This window comes from Kitasatospora sp. NPDC004289 (assembly GCF_053602875.1).
The window spans coordinates 34,304-53,136 of sequence record NZ_JBSGEL010000035.1; the positions used below are offsets into that span (position 1 = coordinate 34,304).

Genomic DNA, 18,833 nt, shown 5'->3' on the forward strand with positions numbered 1-18,833 from the left:
TCCCGACCGGGAGGCGGCACCGTGACCACCGCCTGGCTGCTGCTGCTCGCGGCCCTGCTGCTGATCCTCGCCAACGGCCTGTTCGTGGCCGCCGAGTTCGCCCTCGTCACGGTCGACCGGGGGACGATCGAACGCTCCGCCGCCGAGGGGGACCGCAGGGCGCAGCGCGTGCAGAAGGCGCAGCGGCACCTCTCCTTCCAGCTCTCCGGGGCCCAACTCGGCATCACCGTCACCTCCTTGGTGGTCGGCATGCTCGCCGAGCCCGCCCTCTCGGTGCTGCTCGCTCCCGTGCTCACCGGCCTGGGCGTGCCGGAGGCCGCCGCGCACGGCCTCGCGGTGGCGGTCGGGATGGCGCTGGCCACCGTGGTGCAGATGGTGACGGGCGAGCTGGTGCCGAAGAACTGGGCCATCTCCCACCCGGTACAGGTCGCCTACGCGGTGGTCGGCCCGCAGCGGGTCTTCTCCGCCGTATGCCGCCCGCTGATCCGCCTCCTGAACGGCTCCGCCGACCGGATGGTCCGGGCGCTCGGCATCGAGCCGCAGGAGGAGTTGGACCATGCCCGCACCCCCGAGGAGCTGGTCTCACTGGCCCGGCACTCCGCCAAGGAGGGGGCGCTGGACGAGCAGTCGGCCAAGCTCTTCGTGAAGACCCTGGCGCTGGCCGAGCTCACCGCCGGGAGCGTGATGACCCCGAGGATCGACGTCGCCGCCCTCCAGCGCGACGCCACCGCCTCCGACGTGCTCAACCTGACCAGGGCCACCGGCTACTCCCGCTTCCCGGTCTACGCCGAGGGCCTGGACGAGGTCACCGGCACCGTCACCCTCAAGGACGCGCTGGCCGTGGCGGCCGAGCGCCGCCCGGGCATCCGGGTGGCCCAACTCGCCCACCCCGCCCTGCTGGTGCCCGAGACGCTGCCCTGCGAGGAGCTGCTCGACCGGCTGCGGCGCGAGCAGCCGATGGCCGTCGTGGTGGACGAGTACGGCGGCACCGCCGGGGTGGTCACCCTGGAGGACATCGTCGAGGAGATCGTCGGCGAGGTGCAGGACGAGCACGACCTCGCCGACCTGCCCGACCTGCGGCCGCTGCCGGCCCAGGACGGCCTGCCCGCCTGGGAGGCCGACGGCCGGGCCCGGCTCGACCAGTTGGAGGCGATCGGCCTGCACGCGCCCGACGGCCCGTACGAGACCCTCGGCGGACTGCTCTCCGACCTGCTCGGCAAGCTCCCGGCTCCCGGTGAGGAGGCGTCACTGCCCGGCTGGCGGTTCACCGTGCTGGCCGTGGAGCGGCACCGCACCAGCCGGGTGCTGGTGCGGCGCACCGCCGAGGGGAGGGACGCATGAGTGTCCTGCAACTGGCCGCCTCGCTGCTCCTGCTGCTGGGCAACGCCTTCTTCGTCGGCGCCGAGTTCGCCGTCATCTCGGTGCGGCGCAGCCAGATCGAACCGCTGGCGGAGGCGGGCAACCGCCGGGCGCGGACGGTGCTGCACGCGCTGTCGAACGTCTCGGCGATGCTGGCCGCCGCCCAACTCGGCATCACCGTCTGCTCCTTGCTGCTGGGCGCGCTGGCCGAGCCGACCATCGCCGGCCTGCTGGAGGGGCCGTTGACGGCGGTCGGGATCCCGGAGCAGCTGATCCACCCGATCGGCTACGCGGTGGCGCTGGCGCTGGTGGTCTTCCTGCACATGGTGGTCGGCGAGATGGTGCCCAAGAACATCGCGCTGGCCGGGCCGGAGAAGGCCGCCCTCTGGCTCGGCCCGCCGCTGGACCGGCTGGCGCGCGGGCTCTCGCCCGTGATCCGCTTCCTCAACGCCCTCGCCAACGGGGTGCTGCGGCTGTTCCGGGTCGAGCCCAAGGACGAGGTCGAGTCCGTCTTCACCACGGAGCAGCTGCTCTACCTGCTGACCGACTCCAGGGAGGCCGGGCTGCTGGACGAACAGCGGCAGGAACGGCTGGAGGACGCCCTGGAGTTGGGGGTGCGGCCGGTCACCGACGTCCTGCTGGCCCCGGACCAGCTGGTCACGGTCGGGCCGGCGGTGACGGCCGCCGAGATCGAGGACCTCGCGGTGCGGACCGGCTTCTCGCGCTTCCCCGTCCTCGACGGGGCCGGGCAGGTGCGGGGCTACCTGCACGTCAAGGACGCGCTGGACGTGGACGACCGCGAGGCCCCGGTGCCGGAGCGGCTCTGGCGGCCCGTCACCGTACTGCGCGGGTCGCTGCCGCTGGACGACGCGCTGGCCGCGATGCAGCGGGCCGCCTCGCACCTGGCCGCGGTGGTGGACCAGGACGGGAAGGCGCTGGGGCTGGTGGCCCTGGAGGACGTCCTGGAGGAGCTGGTCGGCGAGATGCACGACCCGGACCACCGGCGGCCGTAGCGGGGACGGGGCGGCCGTGCGCGGCCGGGGGCGGTTCGGCCGAACGCGTGGACGGGGTGGGCCGGACGGAGTGCCTCCCGTGACCCGGGCCGGGGGCGGGGTGAGCATGGCCGACGGTACGCCGGGCGGCGAGGCGCTCGGCGGCCGGGCGAAGGGAAGACCGGATGACGGTCGGTCAGGGCGGTGCCCCGGGTCAGCGGACGCTCCGGCGTTCGGCGGTCGCGACGGCGGTGGCGGTCGCCCTCTGGGCGGGCCCGCTCGGCGCCCTCGCCCACGCGGACCCGGGGCCCCCGCCGGCCGACGACCGGCCCGGAGCGGCCCGGGTGCCGGGGCCGTTCGCCCAGCCGGGAGCCTTCGCCGAGCCGGGAGCCTTCACCCGGCCCGGTGATCCGGCCGTGGTGGTGCCGCAGCCCGGGGTGTCCGCGCTCCCGGCGGCCGAGATCGGTGACCCGGTGCTGGTGCGGCTCGCCCTGGACATCGCCGAACTGCGGCCCGCCGCCGACGCGGCGCGGGTACTGGCGGAGCGTCAGGCGGGCGAGGCGGCGGGCCTTCGGCAGGCCGCCGACGTGCTCGGCGCGGAGCGGGCGGCGGCGGGGGCCCGGCTCCAGGACGGTGAACTGGGAGCGGCGCAGCTGGCGGGCTCCGACTACCGGGGGCAGGGCCTCTCCGGCTTCCTGCGGCTGCTGGTCACCGGGCCGACGGCGCTGGTGCCCGACGGCGTGCCGATGGCCGGGGCGCGGGCCCAGGCCGACCTGGTCCGGCAGCTGCGCGGCACCTACGCCGAGGTCAGCGGGCGGCAGGAGGCGGCGGAGCGGGCGGCGCAGGAGGCGGGGGCGGCGGCCGGGGCGAGCCGGGCCGCACAGGCGGACCTGGAGCGGCGGCTGGCCGACACGGTGGCGGAGCTGGCGCGGGACGCACGGGCCAAGGCGGCGCCCGGCGGCGGGGTGACGATGGTTCAGGCGGAGGACTCGGCCGCGCTGCCGGAGACGGACGCCGCACCGAGCGGGGCGGGGGCGCGGGCGGTCGCCGAGGCGCTGGGGCAGCTCGGCCGCCCGTACGTCTGGGGCGGCGCCGGCCCCGAGGTCTTCGACTGCTCCGGCCTCACCTCCTGGGCCTGGCAGCACGCCGGGACCCCGATCCCACGCACCAGCCAGGACCAGTGGGCGGGCCTGACCCGTGTCCCCCTCCACGAGCTCCGCCCGGGCGACCTGGTGATCTACGACCCCGGCGCCACCCACGTCTCGATGTACCTCGGCGGCGGCCTGGTCGTCCACGCCCCCCACCCCAGGACCGTCGTCAAGATCGCCCCCCTCGGCCTCCTCCCCGTCCTCGGCGCGGTCCGCCCGGACGCCGACCCGCGGTCGGCCCTTCAGGACTGACGGGCCAGCAGCAGCACGGTGGCGTCGTCCTGGTGGCCGGTCGCCCCGGCGAGCGGGAGCAGTCGGTCGGCCAGGGGTTCCAGGGAGTCCCCGGGCCAGGCCGAGAGCACGGCGCCGAGCGCCGCCAGGCCCTGCTCCAGGGGGAGTGCGGGCCCTTCCACCAGGCCGTCGGTGCACAGCGCCAGCAGGGCGCCGGGCGGGAGGTCGACCGGTTCGGTGGGGTACCCCTGGCCCGGCAGGACACCGAGCGGCAGACCTCCGGTGACGTTCTCGGTCCGGACGGCGCCGTCGGGGCCGACCACCAGCAGCGGGGGGTGCGCGGCGCGGGCGACCAGGGTGGAGCCGGTGCGCGGGTCGAGCCGCAGCAGGGTGCAGGTGGCGGTGGCCGAGACCGGGAAGCGGTCCAGGAAGTCGTTGACCAGACCGAGCACCGTACCCGGGTCGGGGGAGCCCAGGGAGTACGCCCGCACCAGGGTGCGCAGCCGGGCCATCAGCGGGGCGGCGTGCGCGCCGTGGCCCTGGACGTCGCCGACGCAGACCATCACCGTGCCGTCGCGCAGGTCGATCAGGTCGTACCAGTCACCGCCGAGGCCGAGGTCGTGCTGGGCCGGCAGGTGACGGACCGTCACGGTCAGGCCGTCCACGGCGTCCGGCGGAAGCGGCGCGGCGCCGGCCTGGAACGCGTCGGCCAGGTCCAGGTACGGCTGGGTGCGGCCGGTGCGCGCCAGTGCCTGCCCGGCCAGCCGGGCCACCTCGCGGATCGCGGCGACGGCGGTCGGTGCCAGGCCGTCCGGGCCCTCGTGGCCCAGCGCCCACGCGCCGAGCGGTGCGCCGCCGGGCTCGGTGAGCGGCAGGATGCTCCAGGAACGCGTCCGGGGCTCGGCCACCAGGGTGCCGCCGTCCGGGGCCAGGGCCAGGTACTCGTCCCGGGTGAGGAAGCTGGGCCGCCCGGTGCGGGCCACCACCGCCAGCGGCAGGGCGGCGTCGAGCGGCACCACCCAGGGAGCGCCGTGCCCGGCCGGCGGCTCGGGCCGCCGCTCGATCCGCAGCCGCCGCCCCCGGTCGCCGTCCAGCAGTCCGACGGTGGCCTGGGTCGCGCCGATCAGCGCCGGGAACCGCTCCAGCAGCAGGTCCGCCACCCGCTCCTGGGAGGGCGCCAGCAGGAGCTCCTCGGCCGGGCGGCGCACCCGGCGGGCGATCCGGGCCCCCTCGTCGGACCTCCCGTCGACCGGCCCGCCGTCGAGCGCCGCGCTCACCCCGACCAGCAGCGGACGGCCCATCACCGTGAACGAGCAGGCCCAGGTGAGCAGCCAGCGCCAGCCGCCGTCGTCGCCCTGGAAGCGGAAGTGCGCCTGGACGGTGCGGCCGGGCTGCTCGGTGGCGTCCAGCTGGAGGCTCAGCAGGTCCGGGACGTCGTCCGGATGCACCCGGGCCAGGAACTCCGCGACCGTCAACTGCCGGGCCCCGGGCACCCCGTAGAGCAGGGCGGCGGAGTCGTCCCGCTGGTTCACCCCCTCCGTCGGGTCGGCGCACCACAGGCCGAGCGGGGTGCGCTCCAGCAGCCATTCGCGCGGGCCGGTGCCGATCAGCAGCTCCACCACGGGCAGCTCCGGGGCCGAGGTGAGCACCGGCCGGGCCCGGACCCAGACCGACTGGGCCGGTCCGCCCTCGGCGGAGGTGGCCAGCAGGGCGGGCACCAGTCCGCCGTCCGGTGCGGCCAGCAGCCCGGCGACCTTCTCGCCCGAGGCGGGTTCGAACAGCCGCGAGGCCGGCTGCCCGAGCACCCGCGCGGCCGGCAGACCGCCCACCGTCGCCTCCTGCGGGCAGACGGCGGCCACCCGTCCCTGACGGTCCACCAGCAGCGACACCGCCTGCACGACCCGGTCCACGCTGCTCCTCACCCTGGGCGGCCCCTCCGACCGAGCCTGCCACCGGACGGGCGGCCCGGCGCGCGGTCGCCTCCGGCGGGGTGAGGAGGGACGGCGCGAGGGGCGTGGTGAGTGGCTGACGGACCGTTGCCTCCGGCGTCCCCGCCGGAGGTGTGGGTCAGGAGCGGCCGGCGATGAGCTCGCCGTAGGCCTGCATGAGGTCGGGGAGGCGGAGGGTGATCAGGTCCTCGCGGCCGGGGGTGGTGGTGAGGGTGGAGAGGCGCAGGTCGCGGTAGGCGCAGGACTTCTCGTAGAGGGTGCGGATGAAGCGGCCGTTGCCGAGGTCGTCGATCCAGCCCTCGGCGACCACGTGGGTGCAGATGCTGGCCAGCTCCTCCGCGGCGTCCGGGTCCCAGCCGTCGCCGCTGCCGGCGGCGAGGGTGCGGCCGATGGCGGTGAGTTCGGCGGGGCGGTAGCTGGGGAAGTCGACCCGGGTGGTGAAGCGGGAGTTGAGGCCGGGGTTGGTGGCGAGCAGGCGGTTCATGCCCTCGGGGTAGCCGGCCAGGATGACGACCAGGCGGTCGCGGTTGTCCTCGGCGCGCTTGAGCAGGACCTGGAGCGCCTCGTCCCCGTAGGCGTCGCCCTGGCTGTAGCCGGAGTTGGAGAGGCTGTAGGCCTCGTCGATGAAGAGGACGCCGTCCAGCGCGGAGTCGATCAGCTCGTTGGCCTTGACCGCCGTCTGCCCGAGGTACTCGCCGACCAGGTCGGCGCGCTGGGCCTCCACCAGGTGGTCGCCGGAGAGCAGGCCGAGCGCGTGGAAGACCTGGCCGAGGATCCGCGCGACGGTGGTCTTGCCGGTGCCGGAGGGGCCGGAGAAGACGAAGTGCCGCTTGGGCGGGGCGACCGGCAGCGACTGGTCGGCCCGCAGCCGGGACATCCGCAACTGGGCCGAGAGCGCCCGGACCTGACGCTTCACCGGGTCCAGCCCGACCATCTGCTCCAGCTGGGCGAGCGCCGCCTCCAGGCCGTCGCTGCCGCCGGAGCGCAGCGGCACCGGGCCGGACGGCGGAGCGGCGCCGACGGCGGTGGCCCGGACCGGCGTCTGGGTGGGCTCGGGCGTGGTCTCGGGCTCCGGTGCCTGCTCGGGCGAGGCGGAGGCCGCAGGCTCCGCCGGGGGAGCGACGGGGGGTTCGGCGGGCTCCGCGGCGTCGAGGAACTCCTCGTCGGGGAAGGGGAGTTCGCCCGAGGTGAGGGCGGGCAGCAGCAGTTCGTCGAGCACCCCGTCCTCGGTGGCGATGGCGGCCAGCCGGGCTGCGGTGTCCATGAAGCCGGGGTCGGCGCGGTGCACGGCGCGGTAGAGCGGGAGGGCGGCGGCGCTGCGCCCGGCGCCCTCGTAGGCGCGGGCCAGCCAGTAGCGCAGCTCCTTGCGCTGGGGCTGCTCGGAGCGGCAGCGGGCCAGCGAGACGGCCAGCGGGTGCTGGGCCTGGGCGCACATGTCGAGGCGGACCCGGGCCATGCCGGCGAACAACCCGGCCTCGATGCCGAGGAGTTGGTCGTCCAGCAGCGGCTCGGTGTCGCGGATCAGCTGCTCCCAGTCCTTGAGCAGGTAGGAGCGGCAGGCGTGCAGGAAGCGGACGGAGGGGTCGTCCTCGGGGGAGGAGCAGGAGGCCAGGGCGGTGTCCAGCTCCGCCAGGTGCCGGCCGTCCAGCCAGTGCGAGGCGTGCGCCAGGGCGAGGTCGCGGGCGTCCTCCAGGACGGGCTGCACCCACCAGCCGAGCCAGTACCAGGAGCTGAGCGGCCGCCGGTGCTGGGCGCGCTGCTCGCCGAAACGTTTCTGGTGGCGGTGCATCTCGACCAGTGCGGCGGAGGTGTCGCAGCGCAGCGCGTGCAGGCCGAGCCAGGCGTCCGCCATCCCCGGGTCGAGCCGCACGGCGGTGCGGAACTCCTCCTCCGCGCGCGCGTACGAGCCCGCGGCGTAGGCGTCCATCGCCCGCAGCCAGGCCCGGTCGGCCAGCCGGTCCGGCCCGGTGGAATCGGAACTCGCCATGACACTCAGCCCCCCGCCGTGTGCACCAGCACACCCCCTTGCGGAAATCGTACCGGTGGGAGGCTGATCCGGAAGGGTGGCGCGCGAAGCCAATCCGGCATCAAATCCGGTGGGGCGGCGCGGGATTGGACGATCTTCGGCGGAGCGCCGGGAGGGGGACGGCACCTCCGGCTCACGGGGGAACAAGCCGGAGGTGCCGTGTCTGTGGTTGCGCGCTCAACCAACCGCGCGCTGAGCTGAACCTAAATGCTGCCGATCCCCCAGGTCAAGGGCCCTGCGGAGGTCTCACTTAGGGTGCCCTCAGCGATCCGGCCGGTGACTCCGTGCACCAGGAGATCGGCGTACGGACGGCTCGGGTCGGCGGCGAAGTGGGCCCGCTCGGCGACCGCCCAGCCGGCCCAGAAGCCGGCCAGCTCCGGCCCGTCCCGCAGTTCGCCGCGGGCCCGGGCGGCGGCCTGGCCCAGCTCCATCCAGACCAGCAGCGCCAGATCGGGCCGCACCTCGCGCCGTCCGGCGCCCACCCCCTCCAGCAGCACCACGGGCGCGGGCGGGACCTGACGGACCGTCGCGAACCGGCGCTCGACCCAGTCGTAGACCCGGTGCTCGGCGGTGCGGCCGCGCGCCAGCGGCTCCAGCACCTCGGTGCGCAGGCGCCGCGTCCAGCCGAACGGCTCCTCGTGGGTGGCCAGGTCGTCCAGGTGCACCACGGGGGCGCCGCCCAGCGCCTCGGCCAGGCGTCCGGCGAAGGTGGTCTTGCCCGAGCCCGCGTGCCCGTCGACGGCGACCAGCCGCACCGGGCCGAGCGACGGCGGCAGGGCGCGCAGCCGGTCGGCGAGCGGGGCGAGGTCGGCGGCGGTCACCGGCCCACTCTACGGGCGGCCGCAGGTCGCGGCCCCGCGGCCGGTTCTGACGTTGTGGCACCGGAGCTCGGGTGATGTGCCGTTCCGGACCGTGACGGCGCGCCCGGCATCGGGCATACTGCACAACGCCAAGCCCTGTGAACGAGCGTTCACCGCGATCCGGTGGTGCTCGGGCCGACCTGCCGCGCCGACCCGTACCCTCCGGGCCGGCGCCCGACCGAGGAGGCGACGAACCCTCATGACTTCCGCCGCTGCCAAGCCCGTGGACCGCCAGCTGCCGAGCGAGGAGGCCCGCGAGCTCCTCGCCCTGACCCGGGACCTGGTGCAGAACGAGCTCCGCCCCCGCGCGGCCGAGGACGAGGCCGCCAACCGCTTCCCGCGCGAGGTGTTCGCCACCCTCGGCGAGGCCGGGCTGCTCTCCCTCCCCTACGGCGAGGAGTACGGCGGCGGCGAGCAGCCGTACGAGGTCTACCTCCAGGTGCTGGAGGAGCTGGCCGCCGGCTGGCTCGCGGTCGGCCTCGGCGTCAGCGTCCACACCCTCTCCTGCCACGCCCTGGCCACCTTCGGCTCCGAGGAGCAGAAGCGCCGCTGGCTGCCCGGCATGCTCGGCGGGGCCCAGCTCGGCGCCTACTGCCTCTCCGAGCCGCAGTCCGGCTCCGACGCGGCCGCGCTGCGCACCCGGGCCGAGAAGGACGGCGGCCAGTACGTGGTGAACGGCACCAAGGCCTGGATCACCCACGGCGGGCAGGCCGACTTCTACAGCTCGATGGTGCGCACCGGCGAGGACGGCCCGCGCGGGATCAGCTGCCTGCTGGTGCCGGGCGACGCCGAGGGCCTGTCGGCCGCGCCGCCGGAGCACAAGATGGGCATGCGCTCCTCGCCCACCGCCCAGCTGCACTTCGACGGCGTGCGGGTGGACGAGGACCGGCTGGTCGGCGAGGAGGGCCAGGGCTTCCAGATCGCCCTCTCCGCGCTGGACTCCGGCCGGCTGGGCATCGCCGCCTGCGCGATCGGCGTGGCCCAGGCCGCGCTCGACCTGGCGGTGGAGTACGCGGGCACCCGGCAGCAGTTCGGCCGCCCGATCGCCGAGTTCCAGGGCCTGTCCTTCATGCTGGCCGACATGGCCACCAAGATCGAGGCCGGGCGTTCGCTCTACCTCGCGGCGGCCCGCCGCCGGGACGCCGGGATGGCGTTCTCCAAGGAGGCCGCGATGGCCAAGCTGTTCTGCACCGACGCGGCGATGAGCGTCACGGTCGACGCCGTCCAGGTGCTCGGCGGCGCCGGCTACACCCAGGACTTCCCGGCCGAGCGCTACATGCGCGAGGCCAAGGTGCTGCAGATCGTGGAGGGCACCAACCAGATCCAGCGGCTGGTGATCGGGCGTCACCTCAGCGGCCGCTGAAGCGTGTAGTCACCACGGAGGGCGCCGGTCCGCACGGGGGGACCGGCGCCCTACGGGTTCGTACGAGGCTTCAGGGGCGTCGCGGCGGACGGCCGGTCAGTGCCGGACCAGGCCGCGCGAACGCTGCTGGGGCACCCGGGCGCGGCGCTCCAGCGGGCCCGAGCCCGGGGCGCCCGCGTGCGAGAACGGGTGGGTGCGCCAGTCGAAGTCGGCCGGCAGGCTGATCAGCTCCATGCCGTTCGGCTCGGCGTGCTCGGCCGAGTCGCACTCCGCGAGCTCGGCGGTCGGCGCGCCGGTGCCCGGGCAGAGCTGGGCGGAGAAGGGGTGCCAGGCGGTGGGCAGGACGGCGTGCTGCGGCAGCCGGTCCTCGTCGCCGAGCAGCGCGATCGGGCGGTCGCACTCGGGGCAGTGCACCCGGAAGATCTCCCAGGTCTCCATCTCGCCCGGGTCGACACCCGGGAAGTCCTCGAAGTCGAGGCGTTCGTGATCCTCCGCAGCGGTGCGGGAAGGCTGTTCGACAGCAGGCATGTGATCCCCCTCGGATCTGGCCCGGCCTTCGTCGGCCCCGGCCAAGAGCAGCACTTCCCGCTGACGGGGCCTCATAACCCTGCGGAGGGCCGCAGTGTGATGCACACCGTGTGCTCTGGGCCACATTCACGCGGCATGTGCCACCTGCGCGCCCCTCGCGACCTCGTCACGACCTGGTCACGTCCTCCGCGCTTCCTCCCCACGGACCCGGAGCCGCCCCGGCCGCCGGCCAGGGCGGCGCCCCGGCCCCAGGCCCCCGGCCGCCGCTGCGGTCGTCAGCCCCGGCGGGGCCGGCGGATCTTCATGTCGTCCATGCTGGTGACCTGGCTGCGCAGTTCGCCGTGGCCGACCCCGCGGGCCGCCAGTGCCGCCGCGGCCCGCTCCTCGGCGGCCGGGCCCGCCGCCTCGTCCGCCAGCTCGGCCGGCTGGCGGACCACGCAGCGGTAGCTGAAGGCGTGCAGCTGCTCGTCGTAGACCAGGGTGCCCTCGTCGGTGAAGGCGGCGAACAGGTGGCTGTGCTGCGGGGCCTGCGCCAGCAGGGTGGTGCGGTGGTCCTCGTCCAGGTCGGCGAAGACGCCGCGGACGATCACGCGGTAGGTGCGCTCGGTCATGGGTGGTGCCCTTCCGGGGTGGTGGGGTCCTGCCCGGCGAGCAGGACGGCGAGTCCGTCGAGGAGGCGTTCGAGGCCGAACTCGAACCGCTCGTCCATGCCCGGGCCGGTCAGGGCGCCGGCCAGGGCGGTCAGGTGCGGGAAGTCCTCCGGCGGCAGTGCGGCCAGCTGTGCCCCGGCGGCGTCGGCGGCCGCCCGGCGGTCGGCGCCCATCGCCTCGGCGGCGGAGAGCGGCCCCTGCTCCTGGAGCACGAAGCCCTGGACGAACGCGCCCAGCAGGTAGTTGACCATCGCCGCGTCCGGGTCCGAGAACCCCGCCGCGCGCAGGCGCCCCAGCTGATCGTCCATCAGACGCAGCAGCGCCGGCCCGGGCGCCAGGCGCCCCGCCACCACCTTCGCCGCGTCCCGCCGGTCCAGCAGGTGGCGTCGGTACCGCAGGCAGTACTCCCGCAGCTGCTCCCGCCAGCTCCCGACCGGCGGCGGGGCTTCGGCGTCCGCCATCAGCGCGTCGGAGAGGAGGTCGAGGATCTCCTCCTTGTTCCGCACGTGCCAGTAGAGCGAGGGTGCCTGCACCCCGAGCTCGGCCGCCACCTTGCGCATGGACAGCCCGTTCACGCCCTCGCGCTCCAGCACCAGCAGAGCGGCGGCGGCGATCGCCGGACGGCTCAGCGGCGGCGGGCCCTCAGTGCCGGTGGCTGTGCCGGGCATGGGCGTACCTCCTCTAACGGTGTTAGGTGGAGCCTATCCCTAACACCGTTAGAGGAGGTACCGAATTTTCCCGGTCCCGGTCCCGGCCTCAGCCGAAGTCGGGGATGGGGTGGTCCGGGGCGAGGGCGGTGGCGATGCGTTGGGTGATGGTCTGGGCGGTGTGGCCGGCGGGGGTGGTCGGGCCCTTGGTGGTGGTGACGGCGATGGAGAGGTCGTCGCAGGGGAGGTGGGCCTGGGAGGCGGTGTAGCCGTAGAACAGGGGGTGCTGGGAGATCCAGTCGCCGAGGACCACGACGCCCATGCCGTAGTGGGTGGCCTCGGTCTGGGGGAGGCAGACGGTGTCGGGGCAGCGCTCGGTGGGGTGGCCGAGGCCGACCGTGCCGGGGTTCAGGAGTTCCGCGCGGGAAGCCTCGGAGAGGAGTTCGCCGCCGCCGATGCCGCCGGCCGAGCGGGCCAGGTCGCAGATGTCGGTGGTCTGGACGGCGCCCGGGGCGGTGGTCCAGGAGGGGTTCCAGAAACTGGACTCCTCGTAGGTGCCGCGTTCGGCGGTGAAGGCGTGCAGGACCGGGGCGGGGATGTCCGGGGTGGAGGAGTTCCTGGTCTCGGCCAGGCCCAGCGGGTCGAGGACCTCCTGCTGGAGGAGCTGCTCCAGCGGCATCTTCGCGATCTTCTCCAGGGCGGCCCCGAGCAGCACGAAGTTGGCGTGCGAGTAGCTCCAGTTGGTGCCCGGGTCGTACCAGGGGTGGTGACCGAGCGAGACGTCCACCAGCTCCCGCGCCGTCCACTGCCGGAACGGGTCCGCGTACAGGCCCTCGCCGAAGCCGGGGGAGGTCACGTAGTCGACCAGGCCGGAGGTGGAGGAGCCGAGCATCCGCAGGGTGATGCGCCCGCCGTCCGGCAGGTCCGGCAGCCAGGTGGAGACCGGGTCGTCCAGGCTCACCGCGCCCTCGTCGACCAGCCGGAGCAGGGCGGTGCCCAGGTAGCTGATCGCGATGTTGCCGTTGCGGAAGTGCATGGCCGGCTCGGCAGGCACCCCGGTCATCGACTCGCCGAGCGCGGTGGTGATCAGCTCCCGGCCGCCCCGGCTCACCCGCAGGATCACCGAGTTGAGCCCCATCTCGGCCTTCGCCGCCTCGGCGATCCGCAGCACCTCGCGGGCCGGGCCCTCCGCGGGCACCTGCGAGCCGACGCAGGGCCGGTGGCGCGGCTCACCGGCCGTCGAGGTGGCCGGGACGGCGAGGGCGAGCAGCGCGGTGGCGGCGGCCAGACGCAGCAGGGTGCCGGGGCGGGAGGCTCTCATCCGGCCAGTCTTCGGTCGGGGTACCCCCGATCCGGGCAGCGCACCGCGGACCCGCCGCCGCCGTCACCCGTCGGGCCCTGACCCGCCGTCAGCCCGGCCGTGGCGGGAACCGGACGCCCGGTGTCGGCGGAACGTCACCGGGCGCGCTAGGTTTGCGCCTTGTGGAGGATCTCGACCAACGCATCGTCCGGCTGCTGCTCGAAGACGGCCGGATGAGCTACACGGACCTGGGCAAGGCCACCGGCCTGTCCACCTCGGCGGTGCACCAGCGGGTGCGGCGCCTGGAGCAGCGCGGCGTCATCCGCGGCTACACCGCCATCATCGACCCGGACGCGGTCGACCTGGCGCTGACCGCGTTCATCTCGGTGAAGCCCTTCGACCCGAGCAGCCCCGACGACACCCCCGAACGCCTCGCCGGGCTGCCGGAGATCGAGGCCTGCCACAGCGTCGCGGGCGACGAGAACTACATCCTCAAGGTCCGGGTCTCCGCCCCCGGCGACCTGGAGGACCTGCTCGCCCGCATCCGCAGCGCGGCCGGCGTCTCCACCCGCACCACCGTGGTGCTCTCCACCCCGTACGAGGCCCGACCCCCGAAGCTCTGACGGGAACCGTCCGGGTGCAGACTGGTGCCCATGAGCGCACCCACCACCCACCGCACCGTGCTGCTGCGCGGCGGTTCCGTCTACAGCCCCGCCGACCCGTTCGCCACCGCGATGCTGGTCGAGGGGGAACACATCGCCTGGGTCGGCAGCGACGGCGCCGCCGAGGCGTACGCGGCGACCGCCGACGAGGTGGTGGAGCTGGACGGCGCGCTGGTCACCCCCGCGTTCGTGGACGCCCACGTGCACGCCACCTCGGCCGGCCTGGCGCTGACCGGTCTCGACCTGACCGGCTGCCCCTCGCTGGCCGAGGCCCTGGAGCGGATCGCCGCCTTCGCCGCGGCCGGTGAGGGCGTGCTGATCGGCCACGGCTGGGACGAGGCCAAGTGGCCCGAGGGCCGCGCCCCGAGCCTCGCCGAACTGGACGCGGCCGCCGGGGGAGCGGCCCTCTACCTCTCCCGCACCGACGTGCACTCCGCCCTGGCCTCCACCGCCCTGCGGGAGCTGACGGAGGGTCTGGCCTCGCTCCCCGGGTACCACCCCGAGGGCCCGGTGAGCCGGGACGCCCACCACGCCGTCCGGCAGACCGCCCTCGCCGAGCTGACGGACGCTCAGCGCCGGGCCGCCCAGCAGGCCACCCTGCGCCGCGCCGCCGAGCTCGGCATCGGCGCGCTGCACGAGTGCGCCGGGCCCGAGATCTCCTCCGAGCAGGACCTCGCCGCGCTGCTCGCGCTGGCCGCCGAGGGCGAGGGTCCCGAGGTCTTCGGCTACTGGGGCGAGCTCGCCCCGGCGGGCGTCGAGACCGCCCTTCGCCTCGGCGCCCTCGGGGCGGGCGGCGACCTCTTCGCGGACGGCGCGATCGGCTCGCGCACCGCCTGCCTGCACGCGCCCTACGAGGACGCCGACCACACCACCGGCACCGCCTACCTGACGGCCGCTCAGATCGCCGACCACGTCACGGCCTGCACCGAGGCGGGCCTGCAGGCCGGCTTCCACGCCATCGGGGACGCCGCGATCGAGGCCGTCCTGGAGGGCGTGCGGACCGCCGCCGGGCGGGTCGGCCTGGAGGCCGTCCGGGCCCGTCGGCACCGGGTCGAGCACGCCGAGGCGCTCGACGAGAAGTCCATCGCCGCCTTCGCGGAGCTCGGCCTGACCGCCTCGGTGCAGCCCGCCTTCGACGCCTTCTGGGGCGGCGAGGACGGCATGTACGTCCAGCGGCTGGGCGCGGAGCGGGCCGCCGCCCTGAACCCCTTCGCGGCGCTGCTGCGGGCCGGCGTCCCGCTGGCCTTCTCCTCGGACGCCCCCGTCACCCCGCTCGACCCCTGGGGCACCGTCCGGGCCGCCGCCTTCCACCGGACCCTGGAGCACCGGGTCTCGGTCCGCGCCGCCTTCACCGCCCACACCCGGGGCGGCTGGCGCGCGATCGGCCGTGACCAGGACGGCGTCCTCGTCCCCGGCGCCGTCGCCAGCTACGCGGTCTGGGCCGCCGGCGACCTGGTCGTCCAGGCCCCCGACTCCCGCGTCGCCGGCTGGTCCACCGACCCCCGCTCCGGCACCCCGGGCCTGCCCGACCTCACCCCGGGCACCCCGCTCCCGACCTGCCTGCGCACCGTCGTCCGGGGCCGCACCGTCCACGCCGCCTGAGCGGGCCCGCTACAGGTCGCCGTACACGCCCTGGAGGGAGCCGACCAGCAGGACCACCACCCCGCCCAGGGCGGCGAGGCCGCAGACGGACAGGCCCAGCGCGAAGGCGGCCTCCCGGGCGGTGCGCGCACCCGGCCGGCGGACGACCACCTCCGACGGGTCCCCGGGGGCGTAGGCGACCTCCAGGGTGGCGGAGCCGCTCTTGGCCCACAGGGAGCGGCTCACGCCGTCGGTGTCGGTGTACGCGTACGTCCAGGGATCGTCCGGGAGCCGCTCCGCCTCGACGGTGATGCCGTGGCGGAGCAGGTACCGCTGACGGTGCGCCAGCCAGAGCCCGCCGAGGCCGACCGCCGTCATCGCCACGCCCAGGGCACCGCACAGCAGGCTCATCACGCCGAGGCCGATCCCCGTGAGCCCGCCCGTGGCGGTGCCGGTGAGGGCGGCCACGGCCGTCACCACGAGGCCGAGCACGAGCGCCCAGCGCCTGAGCAGGCGGATCCACCGCTGCGGCCGCGTCACGGTGAGGCGGTGGTGCCCCGACCGCCCCGCAGGACGGGTACCGGTGACGTGATCGACATGATCGTGATCGTAGGAGCGGACGGGGACCGGCGGAAGTCCACGGGGCGCACGGGCCTGGCTCCCGTGTTCCGCGGTCTCCGGGGTACCGTCTTCCGACCAGAATGGAAGCGCGTGCACAGCAGAGAGGTGGTGCGCAGGTGGCACTGCCCGTCGAACAGGAACGCCCCGTGGCGGCAACCGAGCCCGAGACCCCCGTACAGCGGCGGCTGATCAGGCTGCCGGACCTGCGCCGGACCGGCCTGGCCGTGGCCGCCGGGCTGCTGCTCGCGCTGGCCTTCCCGCCGTACGGCGTGTGGCCGCTGTCGCTCGTCGGCGTCGCCGCCCTGTCGCTGCTCACCCGTGGGCGGACGGCCCGTCAGGGGGCGTGGACGGGCTTCGCGTTCGGCCTGCCGTTCTTCCTGCTGCTGCTCAGCTGGCTGCGGGTGATCGGCTGGGACGCCACCGTCGGACTCTCCGTCATCGAGGCGCTGTTCATGGCTGCCCTGGGCTCCGGCCTGGCCGCCACCTCCCGCCTGCGCGGCTGGCCGCTCTGGGCGGCCTGCCTCTGGGTCGCCCAGGAGTGGGCCCGGGACCGGATACCGCTGGGCGGCTTCCCCTGGGGCCGGCTGGCGTTCGCCAACACCGCCAGCCCGTTCACTCCGCTCGCGGCGCTGGGCGGCGCCCCGCTGGTGACCTTCGCCGTCGCGCTGAGCGGCGCCCTGCTGGCCTGGGCCGCGCTCCGGCTGCGCCGCGGTGCCCGGCCCGCCGCGGCGGCCGGCGTGGCGGGCGCGGTGGCCGCGCTGCTGGCCGGGTACCTGGTGCCCGTCCCGACCGCCGCCGACGACACCCTCAAGGTCGCGGTGGTCCAGGGCGACGTGCCGAGCCCCGGCATGCACTTCCTGGGCCGCCCGATGACGGTGCTGAACAACCACGCCCGGGCCACCGAGAAGCTGGCCGCCGACATCGCGGCCGGCAAGGCGGAGAAGCCCGACGTGGTCATCTGGCCGGAGAACTCCTCCGACCTCGACCCGTTCTCCGAGCCGCTCGCGTACGCCCGGATCGACGAGGCCGTGAAGGCGATCGGCGTGCCCGTCCTGGTCGGCACCCTGGTCGACGGCCCGGACGCCCAGCACGTGCAGAACCAGGGCATCGTCTGGGACCCGAAGACCGGCCCCGGCGCCTCGTACACCAAGCAGCACCCGGTGCCGTTCGGCGAGTACGTGCCCTTCCGTGACCAGCTGTCCAAGGTGATCACCCGGCTGCAGATGGTCGCCCGCGACTTCTACCCGGGCACGAAGAACGGCGTCATGGACCTCGGCCCGGCCCGGATCGGCGACGTGATCTGCTTCGAGGTCGCCTACGACGGCATCGTCCGCGACACCGTCAACGAGGGCGGCCGGGTGCTGGTCGTGCAGACCAACAACGCCACCTACTCGGAGACCGGCCAGCCCCAGCAGCAGCTGGCGATGTCCCGCCTGCGGGCGGTCGAGCACGGCCGCGCGGTGCTGATCGCCGCCACCAACGGGATCAGCGCGATCATCGCCCCCGACGGCACGGTGGTGCAGGAGAGCAGGCTGATGACCGCCGCCGAGCTCAGCGCGGTGGTCCCGCTGCGGGACGGCAGGACGGTCGCGGACCGGGTCGGTGCCGGGCCCGAGTGGGTGCTGGCGCTGACCGGCCTCGGCGCCTGCGCGCTGGTCGCGCTGGGGGCGCTGCGCCGGCGGAGGGGCTCCGGAACACCGGCCGGTTCCTGACCGTTGTCCCAGGTGGCGCCCGGGGTGCGGGCCGGAGAAGCCGGCCCGGTCCAGAGCCGGGTGCCACGACGGAGTGGATCAGAACCGTGAGCCAGCACGTACCCCCGGCCCCCTCTGCCCCGCCGCGCAGCCGTGTGCGCCGGGTGCTGCCGCTGCTGATCGCCGCCTGGCTGGTGCTGGAGATCTGGCTGCTGACCGTGGTCGCCTCGGCGACCAGCTGGTTCGCCGTGATCCTGCTGCTGGCCGGCGGTGCCTTCCTCGGCGGCTGGCTGATCAAGCGCGCCGGGATGAAGGCGATCTCGGCCGCGATCGAGCAGAGCAGGTCCCCGCAGTCCGCCCAGCCGCAGACCGGCACCAGCATGACCGTGCTGGCCGGGACGCTGCTGATCCTGCCGGGCTTCCTCTCCGACGTGCTCGGCCTCTCGCTGCTCTTCCCGCCCACCAGGGCGCTCTGGCGCTCGCTGGGCCGCCGCCTGGCGGGCAAGGCGCTGCGCTCCACCTCCCCGGTCGGTGCGGACCGCCTGGCGGACGCCGTGCGCCTGCAGGAGCAGCTGCGCATCCACCGCCCCGACGGCAAGGTCATCCAGGGCGAGGTGGTCGACCCGGCCACCGGCCCGGCCAAGGGGCCGGACACCGACTACCGTCCCCCGATCGCCGGCTGAGGGACGAGCTCGGAAACACCGAGGGGCCCGGGCTTCCTGATCGGAAGCTCGGGCCCCTTCGGTGCTACGGGGTACTGCACGGGTACTACGGGGTCAGGCGCTCTTGCGGGTGTCCCGCGGGTGCACCGCGAGGTTCATCCCACCGGAGCGGAGGACGGCCAAGCGCTCTGCCAGGACCTCCTCGAGCTCCTCGCGCGTCCGACGCTCCATCAGCATGTCCCAATGGGTACGCGTCGGCTTGGTCTTCTTCTCCTCCGGCTCATCACCGTCGAGCAGCATGGCCTCCTGGCCACAGAACCGGCATTCCCAGGCCGAGGGGATCTCCGCCTCGACGGAGAAGGGAACCTCGAACCGGTGTCCGTTCTGACATGCGTACTCGACGGTCTGGCGGGGAGCCAGGTCGATTCCACGGTCGGTCTCGTAGCTGGTCGCCCCGAGTCGCGTGCCGCGGAGAGCTCGCTCGCTCATGAAATCGTGCCTCCCGGGCTTCTGGCCCACAGGACTAGTGGTCTGTCATCTTCGTTCGGTCAACGCTCGGCCAC

General features: G+C 75.0%; 17 protein-coding genes. 8 read left to right on the forward strand and 9 right to left on the reverse strand.

Annotated features, from left to right (window positions below; translation table 11 throughout):
* The first annotated feature begins 21 nt into the window (after nucleotides 1–21).
* The 3 genes from ACWEPF_RS23420 (at nucleotide 22) to ACWEPF_RS23430 (ending at nucleotide 3,751) form a co-directional block, all read left to right on the forward strand.
* Complete coding sequence (locus tag ACWEPF_RS23420; RefSeq protein WP_452174001.1) at nucleotides 22–1,341, forward strand: hemolysin family protein; 1,320 nt, start codon at nucleotides 22–24, stop codon at nucleotides 1,339–1,341.
* The gene (locus ACWEPF_RS23425; RefSeq protein WP_452174002.1) at nucleotides 1,338–2,372 is read left to right on the forward strand and encodes a hemolysin family protein; all 1,035 of its coding nucleotides are present in this window, start codon (nucleotides 1,338–1,340) and stop codon (nucleotides 2,370–2,372) included. Before ACWEPF_RS23420 ends, ACWEPF_RS23425 begins: the two co-directional genes overlap by 4 nt.
* 164 nt (nucleotides 2,373–2,536) lie before the next feature.
* Nucleotides 2,537–3,751 (forward strand): C40 family peptidase, encoded by a 1,215-nt coding sequence (locus ACWEPF_RS23430; protein WP_452174003.1) that lies wholly within the window; start codon nucleotides 2,537–2,539, stop codon nucleotides 3,749–3,751.
* On the opposite strand, the gene ACWEPF_RS23435 is transcribed toward ACWEPF_RS23430, so the two are convergent.
* From ACWEPF_RS23435 to ACWEPF_RS23445, 3 genes are all read right to left on the reverse strand, one after another.
* Nucleotides 3,742–5,640, reverse strand: coding sequence for a PP2C family protein-serine/threonine phosphatase (locus ACWEPF_RS23435; protein ID WP_452174004.1), 1,899 nt, complete (start codon nucleotides 5,638–5,640; stop codon nucleotides 3,742–3,744). The genes ACWEPF_RS23430 and ACWEPF_RS23435 overlap by 10 nt on opposite strands.
* Nucleotides 5,641–5,797: 157 nt before the next feature.
* Nucleotides 5,798–7,666, reverse strand: a complete 1,869-nt coding sequence (locus ACWEPF_RS23440; protein ID WP_452174005.1) for an AAA family ATPase — start codon at nucleotides 7,664–7,666, stop codon at nucleotides 5,798–5,800.
* A gap of 242 nt (nucleotides 7,667–7,908) precedes the next feature.
* Entirely contained in the window at nucleotides 7,909–8,526 is a 618-nt protein-coding gene (locus ACWEPF_RS23445; protein WP_452174006.1) for a uridine kinase family protein, read from the reverse strand.
* A gap of 238 nt (nucleotides 8,527–8,764) precedes the next feature.
* Between ACWEPF_RS23445 and ACWEPF_RS23450 the strand changes: the two genes are divergently transcribed.
* Nucleotides 8,765–9,928 (forward strand): acyl-CoA dehydrogenase family protein, encoded by a 1,164-nt coding sequence (locus tag ACWEPF_RS23450; protein WP_345280984.1) that lies wholly within the window; start codon nucleotides 8,765–8,767, stop codon nucleotides 9,926–9,928.
* A 96-nt stretch (nucleotides 9,929–10,024) separates the two neighbouring features.
* Here the strand turns inward: ACWEPF_RS23450 and ACWEPF_RS23455 are convergent, their stop codons facing one another.
* The 4 genes from ACWEPF_RS23455 to ACWEPF_RS23470 all read right to left on the reverse strand — a co-directional run bounded on the left by ACWEPF_RS23455 (nucleotide 10,025) and on the right by ACWEPF_RS23470 (nucleotide 13,074).
* The gene (locus tag ACWEPF_RS23455) at nucleotides 10,025–10,456 is read right to left on the reverse strand and encodes a hypothetical protein (protein ID WP_345280982.1); all 432 of its coding nucleotides are present in this window, start codon (nucleotides 10,454–10,456) and stop codon (nucleotides 10,025–10,027) included.
* 275 nt (nucleotides 10,457–10,731) lie between these two features.
* A complete protein-coding gene (locus ACWEPF_RS23460) occupies nucleotides 10,732–11,067 on the reverse strand; it encodes a DUF6204 family protein (protein ID WP_452174007.1) in 336 nt (111 codons plus the stop codon).
* On the reverse strand, nucleotides 11,064–11,774 hold the full coding sequence (locus ACWEPF_RS23465) for a TetR/AcrR family transcriptional regulator (protein ID WP_452174008.1): 711 nt from the start codon (nucleotides 11,772–11,774) through the stop codon (nucleotides 11,064–11,066). Before ACWEPF_RS23465 ends, ACWEPF_RS23460 begins: the two co-directional genes overlap by 4 nt.
* A gap of 88 nt (nucleotides 11,775–11,862) precedes the next feature.
* Nucleotides 11,863–13,074 (reverse strand): serine hydrolase domain-containing protein, encoded by a 1,212-nt coding sequence (locus tag ACWEPF_RS23470; protein ID WP_452174009.1) that lies wholly within the window; start codon nucleotides 13,072–13,074, stop codon nucleotides 11,863–11,865.
* A 161-nt stretch (nucleotides 13,075–13,235) separates the two neighbouring features.
* Between ACWEPF_RS23470 and ACWEPF_RS23475 the strand changes: the two genes are divergently transcribed.
* Together ACWEPF_RS23475 and ACWEPF_RS23480 are read left to right on the forward strand one after the other, a co-directional pair.
* The gene (locus tag ACWEPF_RS23475) at nucleotides 13,236–13,676 is read left to right on the forward strand and encodes an Lrp/AsnC family transcriptional regulator (RefSeq protein WP_345280974.1); all 441 of its coding nucleotides are present in this window, start codon (nucleotides 13,236–13,238) and stop codon (nucleotides 13,674–13,676) included.
* A gap of 30 nt (nucleotides 13,677–13,706) precedes the next feature.
* A complete protein-coding gene (locus tag ACWEPF_RS23480; protein ID WP_452174010.1) occupies nucleotides 13,707–15,317 on the forward strand; it encodes an amidohydrolase in 1,611 nt (536 codons plus the stop codon).
* 9 nt (nucleotides 15,318–15,326) lie between these two features.
* Here the strand turns inward: ACWEPF_RS23480 and ACWEPF_RS23485 are convergent, their stop codons facing one another.
* Entirely contained in the window at nucleotides 15,327–15,836 is a 510-nt protein-coding gene (locus ACWEPF_RS23485) for a hypothetical protein (protein ID WP_452174011.1), read from the reverse strand.
* 161 nt (nucleotides 15,837–15,997) lie between these two features.
* On the opposite strand from ACWEPF_RS23485, the gene lnt reads away from it, so the two are divergent.
* Nucleotides 15,998–17,629: an apolipoprotein N-acyltransferase gene (gene lnt, locus ACWEPF_RS23490; protein ID WP_452174012.1), complete on the forward strand. Its 1,632-nt coding sequence runs from the start codon at nucleotides 15,998–16,000 to the stop codon at nucleotides 17,627–17,629.
* 86 nt (nucleotides 17,630–17,715) lie between these two features.
* Complete coding sequence (gene fxsA, locus ACWEPF_RS23495; RefSeq protein ID WP_449795302.1) at nucleotides 17,716–18,291, forward strand: FxsA family membrane protein; 576 nt, start codon at nucleotides 17,716–17,718, stop codon at nucleotides 18,289–18,291.
* 93 nt (nucleotides 18,292–18,384) lie between these two features.
* Here fxsA and ACWEPF_RS23500 read toward each other — a convergent pair whose 3' ends face one another.
* Entirely contained in the window at nucleotides 18,385–18,759 is a 375-nt protein-coding gene (locus tag ACWEPF_RS23500) for an RNA polymerase-binding protein RbpA (protein ID WP_345286024.1), read from the reverse strand.
* Nucleotides 18,760–18,833 lie beyond the last annotated feature (74 nt).

Bases quoted from the DNA above. Each gene is read 5' to 3' on its own strand.
- ACWEPF_RS23465 (WP_452174008.1), bottom strand. From the start codon at position 11,774: ATGCCCGGCACAGCCACCGGCACTGAGGGCCCGCCGCCGCTGAGCCGT.
- ACWEPF_RS23500 (WP_345286024.1), bottom strand. From the start codon at position 18,759: ATGAGCGAGCGAGCTCTCCGCGGCACGCGACTCGGGGCGACCAGCTAC.
- ACWEPF_RS23455 (WP_345280982.1), bottom strand. From the start codon at position 10,456: ATGCCTGCTGTCGAACAGCCTTCCCGCACCGCTGCGGAGGATCACGAA.
- ACWEPF_RS23480 (WP_452174010.1), top strand. From the start codon at position 13,707: ATGAGCGCACCCACCACCCACCGCACCGTGCTGCTGCGCGGCGGTTCC.
- ACWEPF_RS23470 (WP_452174009.1), bottom strand. From the start codon at position 13,074: ATGAGAGCCTCCCGCCCCGGCACCCTGCTGCGTCTGGCCGCCGCCACC.
- ACWEPF_RS23440 (WP_452174005.1), bottom strand. From the start codon at position 7,666: ATGGCGAGTTCCGATTCCACCGGGCCGGACCGGCTGGCCGACCGGGCC.
- ACWEPF_RS23430 (WP_452174003.1), top strand. From the start codon at position 2,537: ATGACGGTCGGTCAGGGCGGTGCCCCGGGTCAGCGGACGCTCCGGCGT.
- lnt (WP_452174012.1), top strand. From the start codon at position 15,998: ATGGAAGCGCGTGCACAGCAGAGAGGTGGTGCGCAGGTGGCACTGCCC.
- ACWEPF_RS23450 (WP_345280984.1), top strand. From the start codon at position 8,765: ATGACTTCCGCCGCTGCCAAGCCCGTGGACCGCCAGCTGCCGAGCGAG.
- ACWEPF_RS23425 (WP_452174002.1), top strand. From the start codon at position 1,338: ATGAGTGTCCTGCAACTGGCCGCCTCGCTGCTCCTGCTGCTGGGCAAC.
- ACWEPF_RS23460 (WP_452174007.1), bottom strand. From the start codon at position 11,067: ATGACCGAGCGCACCTACCGCGTGATCGTCCGCGGCGTCTTCGCCGAC.